The 16,054-nt window shown below is 44.6% G+C and carries 17 protein-coding genes; 15 read left to right on the plus strand and 2 right to left on the minus strand.

Going from position 1 to position 16,054, the window contains the following annotated elements:
• Positions 1-89: 89 nt before the first annotated feature.
• The 15 genes from KIH41_RS03700 to KIH41_RS03770 all read left to right on the plus strand — a co-directional run bounded on the left by KIH41_RS03700 (position 90) and on the right by KIH41_RS03770 (position 14,194).
• Positions 90-1,430 carry an MFS transporter gene (locus KIH41_RS03700; RefSeq protein ID WP_214161546.1) on the plus strand — a complete coding sequence of 447 codons (1,341 nt, stop codon included), beginning with the start codon at positions 90-92 and terminating at the stop codon, positions 1,428-1,430.
• Positions 1,431-1,456: 26 nt separating this feature from the next.
• Entirely contained in the window at positions 1,457-2,512 is a 1,056-nt protein-coding gene (locus KIH41_RS03705) for an MFS transporter (RefSeq protein ID WP_214161547.1), read from the plus strand.
• 16 nt (positions 2,513-2,528) lie between these two features.
• On the plus strand, positions 2,529-4,745 hold the full coding sequence (locus KIH41_RS03710) for a molybdopterin oxidoreductase family protein (protein ID WP_214161548.1): 2,217 nt from the start codon (positions 2,529-2,531) through the stop codon (positions 4,743-4,745).
• Positions 4,746-4,763: 18 nt separating this feature from the next.
• Positions 4,764-5,333 carry a 4Fe-4S dicluster domain-containing protein gene (locus tag KIH41_RS03715; RefSeq protein WP_214161549.1) on the plus strand — a complete coding sequence of 190 codons (570 nt, stop codon included), beginning with the start codon at positions 4,764-4,766 and terminating at the stop codon, positions 5,331-5,333.
• A gap of 11 nt (positions 5,334-5,344) precedes the next feature.
• Positions 5,345-5,863 (plus strand): QcrA and Rieske domain-containing protein, encoded by a 519-nt coding sequence (locus tag KIH41_RS03720; protein WP_214161550.1) that lies wholly within the window; start codon positions 5,345-5,347, stop codon positions 5,861-5,863.
• Positions 5,860-6,120: a DUF6755 family protein gene (locus KIH41_RS03725; RefSeq protein ID WP_214161551.1), complete on the plus strand. Its 261-nt coding sequence runs from the start codon at positions 5,860-5,862 to the stop codon at positions 6,118-6,120. The genes KIH41_RS03720 and KIH41_RS03725 overlap by 4 nt, the downstream gene beginning before the upstream one ends.
• Positions 6,121-6,123: 3 nt before the next feature.
• Positions 6,124-7,104 carry a GTP 3',8-cyclase MoaA gene (moaA, locus tag KIH41_RS03730; protein ID WP_214161552.1) on the plus strand — a complete coding sequence of 327 codons (981 nt, stop codon included), beginning with the start codon at positions 6,124-6,126 and terminating at the stop codon, positions 7,102-7,104.
• 6 nt (positions 7,105-7,110) lie between these two features.
• Positions 7,111-8,292 (plus strand): molybdopterin molybdotransferase MoeA, encoded by a 1,182-nt coding sequence (locus KIH41_RS03735; protein ID WP_214161553.1) that lies wholly within the window; start codon positions 7,111-7,113, stop codon positions 8,290-8,292.
• Positions 8,293-8,295: 3 nt separating this feature from the next.
• The gene (locus KIH41_RS03740; protein ID WP_214161554.1) at positions 8,296-9,036 is read left to right on the plus strand and encodes a sulfite exporter TauE/SafE family protein; all 741 of its coding nucleotides are present in this window, start codon (positions 8,296-8,298) and stop codon (positions 9,034-9,036) included.
• On the plus strand, positions 9,033-9,836 hold the full coding sequence (locus tag KIH41_RS03745) for an NTP transferase domain-containing protein (protein ID WP_214161555.1): 804 nt from the start codon (positions 9,033-9,035) through the stop codon (positions 9,834-9,836). Before KIH41_RS03740 ends, KIH41_RS03745 begins: the two co-directional genes overlap by 4 nt.
• Complete coding sequence (locus tag KIH41_RS03750) at positions 9,796-10,929, plus strand: HesA/MoeB/ThiF family protein (protein ID WP_246538940.1); 1,134 nt, start codon at positions 9,796-9,798, stop codon at positions 10,927-10,929. The genes KIH41_RS03745 and KIH41_RS03750 overlap by 41 nt, the downstream gene beginning before the upstream one ends.
• Positions 10,922-11,371, plus strand: a complete 450-nt coding sequence (locus KIH41_RS03755; protein WP_213945319.1) for a molybdenum cofactor biosynthesis protein MoaE — start codon at positions 10,922-10,924, stop codon at positions 11,369-11,371. Before KIH41_RS03750 ends, KIH41_RS03755 begins: the two co-directional genes overlap by 8 nt.
• Before the next feature lie 203 nt (positions 11,372-11,574).
• A complete protein-coding gene (moaCB, locus tag KIH41_RS03760) occupies positions 11,575-12,483 on the plus strand; it encodes a bifunctional molybdenum cofactor biosynthesis protein MoaC/MoaB (protein WP_214161556.1) in 909 nt (302 codons plus the stop codon).
• A 289-nt stretch (positions 12,484-12,772) separates the two neighbouring features.
• Positions 12,773-13,609: an SDR family oxidoreductase gene (locus KIH41_RS03765; protein WP_214161557.1), complete on the plus strand. Its 837-nt coding sequence runs from the start codon at positions 12,773-12,775 to the stop codon at positions 13,607-13,609.
• Between the two features lie 24 nt (positions 13,610-13,633).
• The gene (locus KIH41_RS03770; RefSeq protein WP_214161558.1) at positions 13,634-14,194 is read left to right on the plus strand and encodes a DUF6933 domain-containing protein; all 561 of its coding nucleotides are present in this window, start codon (positions 13,634-13,636) and stop codon (positions 14,192-14,194) included.
• 24 nt (positions 14,195-14,218) lie between these two features.
• Here KIH41_RS03770 and KIH41_RS03775 read toward each other — a convergent pair whose 3' ends face one another.
• Positions 14,219-14,926: an SDR family oxidoreductase gene (locus KIH41_RS03775; RefSeq protein ID WP_214161559.1), complete on the minus strand. Its 708-nt coding sequence runs from the start codon at positions 14,924-14,926 to the stop codon at positions 14,219-14,221.
• A gap of 62 nt (positions 14,927-14,988) precedes the next feature.
• Positions 14,989-15,663 carry a DsbA family oxidoreductase gene (locus KIH41_RS03780; protein WP_214161560.1) on the minus strand — a complete coding sequence of 225 codons (675 nt, stop codon included), beginning with the start codon at positions 15,661-15,663 and terminating at the stop codon, positions 14,989-14,991.
• Positions 15,664-16,054 lie beyond the last annotated feature (391 nt).

A 16,054-nucleotide genomic window follows, 5' to 3' on the forward strand; every position in this document is an offset into this window, starting at 1 on the left:
AATTGTCATGTTTTCCTCTAGGATTAAGGGATACTTTTGTCCCCTAACGAAGAGAAATCAATTATTGCAACTATTTAAATACTGTTGTTATGTCGACTTGGCTGAAAGAATGGAACCCTGAGGACAATCAATTTTGGGAGTCCAAAGGTAAAAAAATTGCTTGGCGTACCCTGACCATTACCACAATTGCATTGACTTTGTCCTTTGCAACTTGGTTTATGATGAGTGCCATTGTCACTCGGCTAAATAGCGTGGGATTCGATTTTACTGACAATCAATTATTCTGGCTGGCTGCCTTACCGGGCTTGGCCGCAGGTACATTAAGGATAGTCCACACTTTTCTAATCCCCATCTACGGTACCCGCCATACCATCACTGTTTCTACCATTATTAAACTGATTCCTGTAATCGGAATTGGCTTGGCCGTAATGAACCTTAACACGCCATTCTGGGTGTTTGTGATATTGGCACTAACAGCCGGATTTGGAGGAGGCGACTTCAGTTCATTCATGCCTTCCACAAACTTATTTTTCCCCGCAAGACTGAAAGGGTCCGCCCTAGGGATCCAAGCAGGAATTGGAAATTTCGGTGTAAGTATAGCCCAGTTTATGACCCCTATCATGCTAGGAGTTGGACTTTATGGAGCTCCCCATTTTTTCCAGTCGGTTAATAAATTAACAGGTGAACCGATAAAGGCCGAAATCTATCTCCAAAGTGGGGCCCTTTGGTATGCGCCCCTCCTGATCATCATGGCGATAGTCTGTTGGAAATATTTAAGAAGTGTACCTGTAAAGGCAAGTTTTAAAGAACAGCTCGATATCTTTGGAGACAAACACACTTGGTATTGTACCATCACCTATTTCATGACTTTTGGAACTTTCGCCGGGCTTTCAGCTGCCTTTCCATTGTTGATGAAAGTCCTTTACGGGAAATTTGACCCTTCTTTAGATCCTCTAAAATATGCCTTCTATGGCCCCTTGATTGGTTCTGCATCCAGGATTTTGTTCGGATTTATTGCTGACAAAGTCGGTGGGGCTGTTTTAACGACCATTACAGGGATTGGCTTATTTGCAGGGGTAGTGGCCATGTTGGCTTTTGGACTGGTAAACCCCACTGGTATGGAGCAATTCCCGCTATTTGTGGGTGTGATGATGGCCCTGTTTTTCTTCACAGGTATCGGGAATGCTTCCACCTTCCGACAGTTTCCCATCATATTCAAGCATAACCCCCGTCAGGCGGCTGGGGTGATCGGCTGGACCGCAGCCATCGCAGCTTACGGCCCCTTCATATTCTCCATGGCACTGGGCTCATTTATCGCGGCTTCTGGCCATGCAGAAGGGTTCTTCTGGCTGTTGGGCGTCTTCCTGATTTTCGCCACGGCCATCAACTGGTATTTCTATGACAGAAAAGGTGCCGAAAGGCCAAGTTAATTAAGAAACTAAAAATTTTTGGATATATGTTCAGATTGATCAAAACCCTTAACCGAATAGCGCTCATCAAGGCAACTGTTGCGGCTTTGCTGGTAATTGTGGTTGTTTTTGCAGGCTCAAGAAATCTCCAAAACTACGATGCCGCCCTGATTGGGTACCTTTTCGGAACCGTTTTCGCAGTGTTTGGCATTGCCTACCGGTATTCGGTATGGCTGCAAAGACCACCTACAAGACTATACTGGCGAAGAAGCTGGGAGTTTTTGCTAAGCAAGGATTTTGTCCCATATGCTACTCGGTCCTTGAAGCTCTTCTTCCGAAACATCCTGTTTCAAAGGTTTATTTACCCAAGAGGAAAAACCAGATGGATAGGTCACTTTCTATTGGCAACAGGTTGCTTGATTGCCTTTGCCGTGACCATTCCACTTACCTTTGGATGGATACATTTCACCCTTGACCCGGATTCAGACACAACCTATATCGCCAACTTCTTTGGCTTTCCGGTGAGTACATTCCAGCTGGGTTCACCTATGGCCTTTGCTGCCTTTCACGCCCTGGTTTGGTGCTCTGTATTGGTCACCATCGGCGCTGTGATGATGATGAAAAGAAGGATGACGAATGGCGGGCTGATCGCCACCCAGACCTTTGACGGGGACTGGCTTCCCTTGATCCTGCTCATTGCCATTTCTGTTACAGGGCTGGGAATTTCTTATGATTACACTTTCTTGCAAGGCCGGACACATCAGTTTATGGCTGTGATCCATGCCATCACCGTGATCCTGTTCTTGATCTGGATGCCTTTTGGAAAGTTCTTCCACATCTTCCAGCGACTGGCTCAGCTCGGTGCCAATATCTACAAAGTGGAGGGCTCCAGACGGGGCATGGCCAAATGTCCGCACACCCAGCAGGAATTTGCTTCTCAGACACACATCAATGATTTGAAAGACGTAACCAAAGACCTAGGCTTTGATTTCACCTTGGAAGACGGAAGAAGTCACTTGGACTTTTCTCCGGAAGGAAAGAGATCGGCCCTGGCCAAAGCCCACTTCCAAGCAAGAAAAGAAGGCGGTCATTTCTTTGGATGATATAACCCACTAACCTATGGCAAAATTACCAGTATCAGTAGACAAACTTATCCAGGACTTTGGTCCACATAAAAATTACACCCCAAAAGACGGATTCGAAGGCACCCACGAGCCTGATAAGCTTGTAAAAACCCATTGCTGCTTCTGCGGAATGCAATGCGGTATCCAATTGAAGGTGAAGGACAATACCATTGCAGGTTTTGAGCCCTGGATGGAGTTTCCCTTCAATGAAGGCAGACTGTGTCCTAAAGGGGTTCAGCGCTATTTGCAAAACAACCACCCTGACCGTATCATGGAGCCTCTTCAACGTGTGGAGGGGAAAGGCTTCGAACCCATTGATTGGGATACGGCCATGGGTAGAACCGTGGATGAGATTAAAAGAATCCAAGGCAAATATGGCAATGATGCCTTTGCCATGCTTTCTGGAGTTTCTTTGACTAACGAGAAAAGCTACATGATCGGCAAATTTGCCCGTGTGGCACTTAAAACGGCCAACCTAGACTACAATGGTAGACTTTGCATGGTAAGTGCAGGAGCTGGAAACAAGAAAGCTTTTGGGCTTGACAGGATTTCCAACAGCTGGGCGGATCTGAAGCATGCTGAGGTAATCATCATCGCTGGCACAAATGTGAGCGAAACCTTCCCTACTCTTACACATTATATTTGGCAGGCTAGGGATAATGGTGCCAAACTGATTGTAGTAGACCCTAGAGTGACGCCAATTGCAAGAACTGCGGATCTTCACCTGCCTGTTAAGCCGGGGACCGATTCAGCACTTTTCGGCGCCATCTTGAAAATTTTGGTGGATAATGATTGGCTGGACCATGATTTTATTGAAAATCATACTTCAGGCTTTGATCAGGCAATTGATGCTGTAAAGGATTTTGATTTAGATTGGGCGGAAGCCAAAACAGGTGTTCCTCAGGAAAAAATCATGCAGGCAGCCACCATGTGGGGCAAAGCCAAAACCAGCTTTCTCCTTCACGCAAGAGGTATTGAACACCACACCAAAGGGGTCGACAATGTATTGAGCTGCATTAATATCGTTTTAGCAACCGGTAGGATCGGTAAGCCTTACTGTGGATATGGCACCATCACCGGTCAGGGAAATGGTCAAGGTGGCCGAGAGCACGGTCACAAATGTGACCAGCTACCTGGAAACCGGGATATCACCAACCCCGAACACCGCAAATACATAGCCGATGTTTGGGGTATTGAGGAATCCGAAATGCCTGGGAAAGGTCTCTCGGCATATGAATTAGTTGAGGCCATCCACAGAGGAGAAGTTAAAGGCCTCATCACCATTTGCTTCAATCCTTTGGTTTCTCTGCCCAACAACAATTTTGTGAGAGAAGCCCTGGAAAAACTGGAATATTTTGTGGCCATTGATTTCTTTCTCAATGAAACCGCCCGCCATGCTGATGTGATTTTGGCCAGCTCACTTCATGAGGAAGAGGAAGGTACCGTTACTACGGCAGAGGGTCGAGTAGTAAAAATCAACGCTGCCATCACCCCTCCCAATAATGCAAGGAGAGACGGTGAAATCATCATGGATCTAGCGAAGAGACTGGGAGCTGGAGATAAGTTTAATTATGAAAATAGCGAAGCAATTTTCAATGAACTCCGAGTGGCCTCCAAAGGAGGAACAGCGGATTATTTTGGGATTACCTATGAGAAAATTGAAAAGAACATGGGTGTATTTTGGCCTTGCCCAAGCGAGGACCATCCTGGGACCCCTAGACTTTGGGAAGACAAAAAATTCAGAACTCCTGATGGCAAGGCCCATTTCAACCCTGTGCCTTGGAAAGAATCTTCTGAAGTAGTGGACAAAGAATATCCAGTTGTATTGACCACAGGTCGAGTAGTGTCGCAATACCTGAGTGGCACCCAAACTCGACGCATCGGCAAACTGGTGGATCAATATCCGGAGCCTTTATTGGAAATCCATCCAAAATTGGCTTATCACTATGGTATAAAAGAACGAGAGCTGGTAAAAGTGGTCACCCGCCGCGGTGAGGCGGAATTCCCTGCGCAATTGGTGGAGACCATTAGAGAGGATACCGTTTTCATTCCCTATCACTGGGGAGGAAAACAATCTGCGAATCAGCTGACAATAGGGACCCTGGATCCTATTTCTAAAATTCCAGAATTTAAAGTCTGTGCGTGCAAACTGGTGCCGACCAAAAAATGGGCGGGCCCGGCCAACGAATCGCCTGCGTATCAAAGTTTCTAACCTTTAACCCCCAACCAAATGCCTAATACTAAATATGACCAGCAAATGGAATTTTTCGTGGACATGCAGCGGTGTATTGGCTGCCATGCCTGTGAAATGGCCTGCGCCGAGTGTGAGACAAATGGTCAAGAGAGTATGATTCACATCCACTACGTGGACAGAGCCTCCACTGTGCAAACCACCGTACAGGTGTGCATGCACTGCGAGGATCCGGCCTGCGCCAACGTATGCCCGGCAGATGCCATCACAAAAGATGAATTCGGCGTAGTACATACCGCCAATTCTTCCCGATGCATCGGCTGTTCAAACTGCGTGTTGGCTTGTCCTTTTGGTGTGCCCCAAAAACAGGAACAGGCTGAACTGATGATGAAATGCAACATGTGCTACGACCGCACTAGTGCCGGCAAAAAACCCATGTGTGCGACCGTTTGCCCAAGTCAGGCCCTATTTTACGGAACCAGGGAAGAAATCCAAAAGATGCGTCCTAACAGCACCCCTGTCAAGAAATTTGTTTTTGGCCAACAGGAGGTCAATACCAAGGTAAATATCATGATGCCAAAAGGCAGCACAGAACTTAAAATACATTAACGCATACCATTATGGCAGAAAAAGATAAAGATCCGACCTGGAAGTCTGATTTCCCTATAGATCAGGAGGAAGCTACCCACGTTTCCCGCAGGGAGTTTGCCAAATTCCTTGGCCTCTTTTCTGGGGCTTTGGCCCTGGGAAATGGAGCCATCGTGCTCAAAAGCCTCGCTTTTCCTGATAAGGAACTCGAAGGGGAGCATTTTATATGTGAGGAGAATGAAGTCCCTGTGGGTGGCATGAAGCAGTTTGAGATTCACGGAACCAAAGACATCCCTTATATCCTTATCCACTTGGAAGAGGGCGAATGGAGAGCCTTTGAGCAAAAATGCACCCACCTGGCCTGTGCCGTTCGCTATAGGCATGATTTGGGTCAAATTGAATGTCCATGCCACCAGGGGTTTTTCGACCCCCGAACGGGTGTGGTTATCCAAGGTCCTCCCCCACGCCCCCTCCCACAATTAGAGGTAGCGGTAAAGGAAGGAAAGGTATATGTTAAATCCATGTCGAAAGATAAGCCCTATAACGTATGAGTTATTTTAGAAGCTCCCAGAACGAAGCCCATCCGAATAAAACCAATACGGTGATGACTGGCATCATATTAATGCTTATATTATTGGTGAGTATTCAGATCTGGTTTTTATATTCGGCATTGAATAATGCCCTGGATGATAATTTCGGCATTGCACTAGCCACCTTTGGAGGATCCTTGGCCCTGGCCTTGGTCTCTTTTTGGCTCTTGAGATACCTGCCGGACCCAAGACCAGCAAAATCTAAACCACGCAAATAGCCTATGCTAATAGACAAACACCATAGAGTTCACGATTATTTAAGGATATCACTCACCGATAGCTGCAACTTCCGATGCAGCTACTGCATGCCTGATGAGGACACGCCCTGTCTGCCCCAGTCGCATCTGATGAGCGAAAATGAAATAATCCAAATTGCGAAAGTGTTTGTCAGCCTTGGGGTGACCAAAATCAGGTTGACGGGAGGAGAACCCATGGTAAGAAAGGGTTTTGCCTCCATTTTGAAGGAACTGGCAAAGCTCCCAGTCGAATTGACCATGACTTCCAATGGGGTGTTGATTGATAAATACTTAGCTGACCTGAAAACCTCAGGTATGAAAAGTGTCAATATCAGCTTGGATACCTTGGACAAAGATTCTTTTTTCACGCTCACCAAAAGAAACCAGTTTGATAAAGTCTGGGAGAATATCAACTTGTTGCTTGAGCACAATTTCAGGGTCAAAATAAATGTAGTGGCCATTAAAGGCAAGGTGGAAAAAGAACTGCTGGATTTCATCCAAATCACCAAAAAACTACCCTTACACGTCAGATTCATCGAATTTATGCCATTTGACGGCAATCGTTGGGACAGCAGCCAAGTGGTGACCGCCCAGCAAATGCTCCAAACGGTAATGGAGGAATACGATATAGTCAAACTACGTGATGAACCCCACGCCACGGCCAAGAAATTCAAAGCGGTTGGCCATGAAGGCACTTTTGCTTTCATCACCACCATGAGTGAGCATTTTTGCGGGAGCTGCAACAGGATGCGCCTAACAGCTGATGGCAAAATGAAAAACTGCCTATTTGGAAGTGATGAAATGGATTTATTGGGAGAGCTTCGCAAAGGCAACGAATTACTTCCCTTGATCCAAGCCTCCATAAGATCTAAGCATAAGGTGATGGGCGGGCAATTCTCTGAAGGTTACCAAAACACTTCCACCACTTCGCTTCAAAACCGGAGCATGATTAAAATTGGAGGCTAATTCCCTATGATTTCAGTACAAGAAGCGAAAGAAATTCTAATGGCAAACGCCATTAGAGGGACCAAACATAATGTTCCATTGATAGATTCTTTGGGAAAAATCGTGGCTGAAGACATTACATCCCCATGTGATGTCCCCTATTTCGACAATTCCGCCATGGATGGATACGCCATCAAATGGAACGGCGAAAACAATTTCCGCCATTTCGACAAGCAAATATCTGGAAAAGCTGGACCTACGGGCTGCAGCAATTTACCGGCTGAAAGTGCATTTCGGATATTTACCGGCGCACCCATGCCCAAAGGTGCCGACACGGTTATTCCGCAGGAATTTGTAACATTGGAAAATGGCCTACTTTCATTCGATTTGGAGAAATTCCAAAAAGGCTCCAATGTCAGGTATCAGGGCAACCAGAATAAAAAGGGAGACCTGATTTTAAAAAAACATTCTTCCATCACACCAGGTACAATCGGTTTGTTGGCTTCAGTTGGCATCAGCCAGGTGCCTGTGTATGCGGCACCTTCGGTGGCCATCATCGTAACGGGCGATGAACTCAAAGAAATCGGTCAAGACCTGGAATATGGGGAAATCTATAACTCCAACGGCCCTACTTTAAAAAGTTATTTGAGATTACTCGGCATTGAGGAAGTTCAAGAATTTCAGGCTCCTGATAAGCTCGAAAGTCTGTCTTCTTTGGTCAAAGAGGTGTTAGTCAAGTTCGATTTTATCTTGTTTTCCGGAGGAATTTCTGTCGGGGAATATGACTTTGTCAAAACAGCCATGAAAGAAAATGGAATAGAAGAACTTTTCTATAAAATCAAACAGCGGCCAGGCAAACCACTTTTTGCAGGAAAAACCGCAACCCAACTGGTGTTTGCCTTACCTGGCAACCCCGCCTCCGTAATCAGCTGTTTCAACCAATACGTGAGACCAACTTTAAAACATTATCTGGGATTTGAACAGGTGTGGGAAGACTATGAGCTTCTCCCCTGTACCAATTCATTTTCCAAAAAGCCTCCCTTGACCTTTTTCCTCAAAGCCCTGAAATCCAAAAACGGCGTTGAGATCTTGGGCGGACAGGAATCATTCAACCTGCTTAGTTTTGGCATTTCCAATGCATTTGTGGAAATACCAGAGGACTGCAACCAAGTCAATCCTGGTCATATCTTAAAAGTTTACAATTGGTAAAATATGCTCAGCAGTGATTATGGAATTCTTTTATTGGTGGCCATGCCGGTGGTTGCCTTTCTATATGCCTCGGTAGGCCATGGCGGCGCGAGTAGCTATTTGATGTTTTTGACGCTTGCAGGCTTTATCCCCGACCAAGTTCGTCCCACAGCCTTATTATTGAATATCGCCGTTTCCCTAATCGCATTCATTTCCTACAACAAAGTAACAACCTTCCCCCACAGGATATTTTGGCCCTTGGTAGCCTTCTCTATTCCTGCAGCATATCTGGGAGGAACAATCAGCATTGATCCAAATATTTACAAGAGGATCTTGGGCGTATTGCTTTTATTGCCAGTCTTGAGATTTTTGAATGTATTTCCAAAATCCCAAGTGCTCAAAATAAGTCCCTCCATAGCAATCATTGCTTTGATTGGCCTTGGAATAGGCCTTCTTTCCGGCCTGATTGGTATCGGTGGCGGCATTATCCTTTCTCCCCTGATCCTGATGCTAGGCTGGGCCGACATGAAAGTGACAGCAACCTTGAGTTCCATTTTTATTTTTGTAAATTCAATCGCTGGCTTGACGGGTTCTGCCACAGGGAATTTGATGATTTCAAATGATTTATGGCTTATCCTTGGGGTCACCATCATCGGCGGGATATTTGGGGCCTTCTTTGGTGCACAGAGATTTAAAGTGAAAACCGTGGAATATTTACTTACCACCGTCCTATTAATCGCATCGGTCAAATTGATTTGGACATGAAAGAATCAATTGAGGTATTTGTTCTTTCGGGAGGAAAAAGCAGCCGAATGGGTGAGGACAAAGGTTTGCTAAAAATCAATGGTCTACCCATGATCAATTACATCCTGGATACGGTCAAGCAGGTTGGTTACAGCCCCCAAATCATCGCAAATGATGCTGAATATTTAGAGTTGGGATTTCCGGTGCTGGAGGACAAAATACGCGAAATGGGCCCAATGGGTGGACTATTTACCGCCTTATCTGCGACTCAAGCCAATCATGTGATGCTCTTGAGTTGCGACACGCCCAATATCAGCCGTCAAACCTTGACCTATTTGATAGCTCAAAGCGAAGCGCACAAAACCAATGTTTGTAGACATAAAGGTAAAATCCATCCATTGATAGGTATTTATCCTAAAACTTTGCTTCAAATTGTCGCCAACAATCTTGAAATGGGAAGATTGAAAATGCAGAGGTTAATCCAGGATTCTCCTCACCAATTTATCGATACGGACAAAATTGCTTCTGACCAGGAGTTTTATAATATCAATACAAAAAAAGATTTGCTAGAAATGCAGTTAGAAAAGCAGACGATCAAAATAATGGCCTTTGGAGTGATTGCCGAAAAGTTGGGCCAAGCAGAACTCAAAATTGAGCAACCCCAAAACATATCAGAACTTAGGGAGACCCTTTTAAACACATATCCGCAGCTAGCCTCATTGAAGTTTACCATTGCGCTCAATAAGCAAGTAGTTAGCGAGGACAAAGCTATAGGGCCGGATGATGAAGTTGCCTTGCTTCCACCTTTCTCTGGAGGATGATATGGATAGATTCATCAGACAATATAGTCTCAACGGTTTTGGGCTTGAAAAGCAACAGAAGCTCGCATCGGCAAAAATCCTTGTAGTGGGTGCCGGAGGACTGGGCTGCCCTGCACTCCTTTATTTGGCAGCAGCCGGAATTGGCCATATCGGGGTGGCCGATGGCGACCAGGTTTCTCTTTCCAACCTCAATAGGCAGGTGATCTTTGGCGAGCAGGATCTGGGGAAACCAAAAGTAGAAGTGGTCCAATCCTACTTTTCAAAGAAGTATTCTGACCTCCAAATTGAAATTTACCCATTCTACTTAACACAGGAAAACAGCCTTGATATTATTTCCAGGTACGATGTTGTAATCGACGGATCGGATAATTTCCAGACCAGGTATATGGTCAATGATGCCTGTTATTTACTGGAGAAACCCCTGATCATGGGTTCCATATTTCAAAATGAAGGTCAGGTTTCAGTGTTGAATGGCAAGGGGAAAACTAGCCCAAATTACAGGGACATATTCCCAGAACCCCCAGAAGCACATGAAGTCCCCAATTGCAGTGAAACTGGCGTGCTGGGCGTTCTTCCAGGTATAATCGGAACCTTCCAAGCTGCTGAGGCCATCAAACTCCTCGCTGGTTTTGGCCAAACTTTGTCTGGGAAACTTCTCGTTTACGATCTTTTAAGCCAAATTTCCAATGTTTTTGATGTTGGAATAAATGTGGCATCCAGAGCGCTTATTCCAAAAAGTGAAAAGGAGTTTCTGGAAATGGATTACTCCCTTTCTTGCGGCACTGTCCAGGAAATTTCGTGGGATAATGCAGTTGAAATGCTCACTCAGCAAGACAACCTTTTGGTTGATATCAGGGAGGATCATGAACAGCCTAAAATAAAGGAAATAGAACATATGAAAATCCCCATGGCCGAGGTTGAAACCAAACTTGATCAATTTGCCCAGCAGGACCGCATTTTGATTTGCTGTCAATCTGGGATAAGAAGCCTTAAAACGGCCCAAAAGCTGAGTGGCCTGCTAATAGGAAAAGAATTCTATTCTGTAAAAGGCGGTGTGAATGCATTGCCAGAAAAATATTTGCACAATGACTGAGAAAAAAAGAACACCCAAAAACATATTTCGCCAAGGCCCCATCACCCCAGAGGCAATTGCCACCTCCATTGCCAACCATAGCACCAAAACGGGTATAGGGGGGCACAGCATTTTTCTTGGCCAGGTTAGGGCCGATGAAAAACCGGAAGGTAATGTGACCGCCATTGAGTATACTGCTTACGAGGAAATGGCCCTGGAAAAGGCTTTTGAAATCCGGGAGGCAATTTTCGATAAATACCCGCTTACCTGCATGCACATTTACCACAGTCTGGGCAAAGTGAAAGCCGGAGAAATCTGCCTATTTGTATTCACCTCCTCCAAACACAGAAAAGCGGCTATGGACGCCTGCGAAGAACTGGTGGAAAGAATAAAAAAAGAACTGCCCATCTGGGGAAAAGAAGTCACTGATCAAGATCAAACGGTCTGGAAGGAAAATAATTAAGTCGGAAGACGAAAGACCGAAGACGGAACAAGGGGACACAGAGTTTGCCACAGAGGTCCACAGAGGCTTCTTCGCGGCAAATTTTTATTACAAAATAGTTATGCCCGCTACTCGGAAACTCTGCTGAACTCAGTTTAAAATTCTGAGCTACTCTGTGTCCCATTTTACATCCGACATCGGACATCCCACAACAAACATCTAACATGGTAGACATTACACATAAAAAAAGCACCCTGCGAAAGGCCATAGCTCAGGCAATTGTGAAAGTGAGCAAATCCGAAACCATACATGCTATCCAAAACAGGCTGGTTCCCAAGGGTGATGTGCTCGAAATGGCCAAAACAGCGGGCCTTTTTGCTGCCAAAAAAACCAGCGATGTGATTCCAGACTGCCACCCTTTACCCATTGAGTTCACCGGAATCAGCTATGAGGTTAGGGATATGGAAGTGCAGGTGATGGTGGAAATCCACACCATTTACAAAACCGGTGTAGAAGTAGAGGCCATGCACGCCGCCTCCGTGGTGGCCCTAACAATGTATGATATGCTCAAGCCAATTGATAAGGGTGTGAGTATCCATGAGGTGAAGCTTCTGGAGAAGAAGGGTGGCAAATCCGATTTCAACAAAAAAGAAGTGCAAAACCTCAATGCGGCCGTGATTGTCTGTTCGGATTCCATTTCCAAAGGGACAAAAGAAGACCGTGCGGGAAAAGCTATTATAGCCAAGCTAGAGCAATTTAAAGTCCATATCCAGGATTACACCGTGATCCCAGATGAGCATGACATCATCCAGGAAAAGGTCAAAAACTACGGTGAAGCGGGAGTAAGAATGGTGATTCTGACAGGTGGCACGGGGCTTTCCCCAAGAGATGTGACCCCTGAGGCAGTTATCCCACTGCTGGAAAGAAGAGTGCCGGGCATTGAAGAGGCCATTAGAAATTATGGACAACAGCGCACCCCCTACTCCATGCTGTCCAGAAGCGTGGCCGGATTGATCGGAAACACGCTGGTATTGGCATTGCCCGGCTCTACCAATGGCGCTTCAGAATCCATGGATGCCGTTTTCCCCGCCATTCTGCACATTTTCAGGGTAATGGAAGGTGGCTATCATTAAAAATGGTTTCATCAAATGTTTAACATATTCAATTAAGAATCATATAGTATAAATTATAATCCCCTGCATTTTAATGTGGATTTATTGCAGCCAGAAATAGATTGACTTCTGATATTTGGTATGCATAACGAGTTATTTACTGACAAAACTCACACATTTACGCTGAACAAAGTATGATTATTATCAGGAAAGAGATTTTTATTTCCGAAATTAGCATACTTCGAAGGACAAAACCGGATGGGCTTTGTTACTTGAAAAATACGCTTGCTAACTTTTAAATTTTCCAGGTATGACTAAAATCAAGAATTCCACCGTACTCATCACAGGCGGTGCCGCTGGAATTGGCAAACTGATGGGCCGCAACGTGCTGGAAGAGGGTGCTGCCCACCTTGTCATTTGGGATATCAATGAAAGTCAGATGCTGGAAACAGCAGCTGAACTGGGGAAAATCGGAAGCGTTCATACTTACCAAGTCAATGTAGCCGACTTAAATGAAATTAATCAAGCTTTTGATCAGATGCTGCAAGATGGCTTGGCCATTGATATTTTGATCAACAATGCAGGAATAGTTGTGGGGCGGTATTTTTGGGAGAATTCCCATGAGGATATTGAAAAAACCATGCTGATCAACACCAATGCCTTGATGCATATTGCACTGAAATGCCTCCCTGGTATGATGGCCAAAAATCATGGGCACATCGTCAACATCTCTTCTGCAGCAAGCTTGATAGGCAATCCCAAAATGGCCGTCTATGCCGCCAGCAAATGGGCCGTTACGGGTTGGTCGGAATCACTCAGACTGGAACTGGAGCAAGTCAAATCAAAAGTGAGAGTAACTACAATAACCCCAAGTTACATCAATACAGGCATGTTCGAAGGAGTAAAGACCCATTGGATCCAACCAATCCTTACCCCAGAAAAAACCGCCAAACAGATTATAAAAGGGATCAAAAAGAATAACATTTTCATCAGAATGCCAAAATCGGTTTTTTTGACTCCTATATTAAAAGGACTGTTGCCAGTACGTTGGTTTGACAAATTGGTAGGCGGTTACTTGGGGGTATATAGCTCTATGAAGGACTTTCATGGCCATTTCGCCGTGGAAAAGAAATCCACCACAGAATAATTTTTAACCACTAAAAACTTTAATATGCAGGAAAAATCAGACATCGTTAGCCTTTATTTTTCAAAAAAGTTGAAAGGGATGATTGGGACGGAGTTTTTTGATATGGCTACCGTGCCTGAGGACAATATTACGGATGAGTTTTACCGTTGGTATGGGGACATCTTCTATGTCAACCGCAAAAAATACTTGATCTTTTCAAATGGGTTGACAAAGTTTTCATTTGTCATTCCCGATTTTAGGGTAGAAAAGAAATCAAGTTTTTTTAGAAAATTCTGCCACTATCTCACGGAGGCATTAAAACACCACAATCATGATCCGGAAATCTATTCGGGTTCTTGGGAGTTTTTTTCCCATGATACGATAGTCAACCGCTCAGCCATGGCTCATCTCAGCCAGTTGAAGGATATGTGTGAGCATGTGATAAAAATCGAACACTACTTAATTGAAAAAAAGGAGGAACTGGAATACCTCAACCACTATGTGAACAATTGGATAACGACCTATAAGGACAAAAAAGGGTATCACAAACCCAAGGAAGTCTTTGTGGAGGAATTGGAAAAAAGAGGATTGTTGGTCGAGAAATAGAAAAAGCGGGAAATCCCGCTTTTTCTATTTCTTAGGTGGCATGGAAGGCCTCACTTCAATTTTGCTCGGCAGAGTTCTGGAATTGAGCTCAAACAATCCCACGACCATTTCTCCAATATCCTCAATCTGGATCTTCCAGGCATCTTCATCGCTCACTTTATGATTGTTGAAGTTGGTGGCTACAGAGCCCGGCATGATGGTGCTCACGCGGATGCCGGCATCCCTTAGATCAAGCATGATCGCCTGGGTAAAGCCCGTCAAGCCAAACTTGCTGGCATTATAAGCCGATCCACCTGCAAAGAAGTTGGTGCCTGCCAAACTGGAAATGGTGATGAAATAGCCCTTGGAAGCCTTCAGCGGCTCAAGAGCTGCCTTGATGCTATAAAATACCCCTGTCAAATTGGTATCGATAGTTTCGCTCCACTGCTCGGGAGTCAGTTCCTCAATGCTACCAAAATGCCCCAGGCCGGCATTGGCAACAAAATAATCCAAACGGCCCCACTCGTCGGTTACCGCCTTGACTGCATTTTGCTGGGCTTCAAACTCCCTCACATCTGCCTGAATGGGAAGCACTTCCCCACCCAATCCTTCTAGTTTTCTGGCCGCTTCCTCTATCCTACCCTTATCTCTTCCGGTAATACCAACATTTACACCCTTTTTGAGAAGTTCCTGAGCAATTCCATACCCAATACCAGAACTCCCACCGGTAATCAATGCTACGTTTCCTTTCATAATTTTCGTTTTCAAAATGGTTTAAAACTTAGTAAACCCAACTTGATACTCCAGAGAAAGTTTTAACAGTTTCCGTCCACATCACAGGAGTTGGAATTGGCGGACTGCTGCTCATACGCCTGATTCAATGCATGAAGAAAAACCTCGGATGATTGGGCACCGCTAAGGCCATATTTTCTATCAAAAACAAAAAACGGAACCCCTCTTACCCCCAGCTGCTGGGCTTCGGCATATTCCTGTTTTACCCTTTCCACAAATTGATCTGAATTAAGCATCTTTTCTACTTCATTGGAATCCAATCCCAACTTTTGCCCCAATTCCAAAAGTACTGCCGGGTCATCGGTATTGGCTTTTTGATCAAAATGGGCCTCAAACAAAAGCTCTTCAGCCAAATCACCTTTGCCATGAACTTTTGCCATTTGGATCAGGCGGTGGGCATTTAGGGAATTGGCCACAACTGTATTGGTCAAATCCATGTTCAATCCTTCAGAGCGCCCCATTACCTCAACCTGAGCCATCATCTGTTCAATTTGGGGAACCTGCATTCCTTTGGAATTGGCTAAATATTCCACTGGGGAAAGGGATGTGTCCGTTTTAAGATCTGGGTTGAGCAAAAAGCTTTTCCACTCAATTTCTATTTCACTCTGGCCTTCAAATTGTTTTAAAGCCTTTTCAAACCTTCTTTTTCCGATATAACAAAAAGGGCACATTACATCGGACCATATTTCTACTTTCATCTATTTTTTCTTTAACTAAGGATAATTAATAATTATGAGTTCCCGCTTATCATATTTAAATATCACAAGTTACTTATGGCATAAAAGTTGAACTATTTACCAAAACAGAACTTATTCAAATTGAAAAATTGTTAAACCCCTGTGAAGGTTTTTACCAATTTGACAAAGAATTGAAAATTTTGTTTGTTTTTAAAATTTTTGTTTTGAAACTTTGTCTTGAGAATCATACAATGTCCTACAAGATCAACATATCCGCCGATTGCCCGGCCCCTGCACACCAGCAGGTGGAAATCACGGTTATGAATTTTTCAATAAGGACAAGGAACTTTTATAGGGCCTAGTCCCTGCTATATTTATGGCAACCTATGCGGTTGCTGCTTTCCGATTCTAT

Source organism: Litoribacter ruber (genome assembly GCF_018500185.1).
GTDB classification, from domain to species: Bacteria; Bacteroidota; Bacteroidia; order Cytophagales; family Cyclobacteriaceae; genus Litoribacter; species Litoribacter ruber.

Bases quoted from the DNA above. Each gene is read 5' to 3' on its own strand.
- KIH41_RS03700 (WP_214161546.1), top strand. From the start codon at position 90: ATGTCGACTTGGCTGAAAGAATGGAACCCTGAGGACAATCAATTTTGG.
- KIH41_RS03705 (WP_214161547.1), top strand. From the start codon at position 1,457: ATGTTCAGATTGATCAAAACCCTTAACCGAATAGCGCTCATCAAGGCA.
- KIH41_RS03710 (WP_214161548.1), top strand. From the start codon at position 2,529: ATGGCAAAATTACCAGTATCAGTAGACAAACTTATCCAGGACTTTGGT.
- KIH41_RS03715 (WP_214161549.1), top strand. From the start codon at position 4,764: ATGCCTAATACTAAATATGACCAGCAAATGGAATTTTTCGTGGACATG.
- KIH41_RS03720 (WP_214161550.1), top strand. From the start codon at position 5,345: ATGGCAGAAAAAGATAAAGATCCGACCTGGAAGTCTGATTTCCCTATA.
- KIH41_RS03725 (WP_214161551.1), top strand. From the start codon at position 5,860: ATGAGTTATTTTAGAAGCTCCCAGAACGAAGCCCATCCGAATAAAACC.
- moaA (WP_214161552.1), top strand. From the start codon at position 6,124: ATGCTAATAGACAAACACCATAGAGTTCACGATTATTTAAGGATATCA.
- KIH41_RS03735 (WP_214161553.1), top strand. From the start codon at position 7,111: ATGATTTCAGTACAAGAAGCGAAAGAAATTCTAATGGCAAACGCCATT.
- KIH41_RS03740 (WP_214161554.1), top strand. From the start codon at position 8,296: ATGCTCAGCAGTGATTATGGAATTCTTTTATTGGTGGCCATGCCGGTG.
- KIH41_RS03745 (WP_214161555.1), top strand. From the start codon at position 9,033: ATGAAAGAATCAATTGAGGTATTTGTTCTTTCGGGAGGAAAAAGCAGC.
- KIH41_RS03750 (WP_246538940.1), top strand. From the start codon at position 9,796: ATGATGAAGTTGCCTTGCTTCCACCTTTCTCTGGAGGATGATATGGAT.
- KIH41_RS03755 (WP_213945319.1), top strand. From the start codon at position 10,922: ATGACTGAGAAAAAAAGAACACCCAAAAACATATTTCGCCAAGGCCCC.
- moaCB (WP_214161556.1), top strand. From the start codon at position 11,575: ATGGTAGACATTACACATAAAAAAAGCACCCTGCGAAAGGCCATAGCT.
- KIH41_RS03765 (WP_214161557.1), top strand. From the start codon at position 12,773: ATGACTAAAATCAAGAATTCCACCGTACTCATCACAGGCGGTGCCGCT.
- KIH41_RS03770 (WP_214161558.1), top strand. From the start codon at position 13,634: ATGCAGGAAAAATCAGACATCGTTAGCCTTTATTTTTCAAAAAAGTTG.
- KIH41_RS03775 (WP_214161559.1), bottom strand. From the start codon at position 14,926: ATGAAAGGAAACGTAGCATTGATTACCGGTGGGAGTTCTGGTATTGGG.
- KIH41_RS03780 (WP_214161560.1), bottom strand. From the start codon at position 15,663: ATGAAAGTAGAAATATGGTCCGATGTAATGTGCCCTTTTTGTTATATC.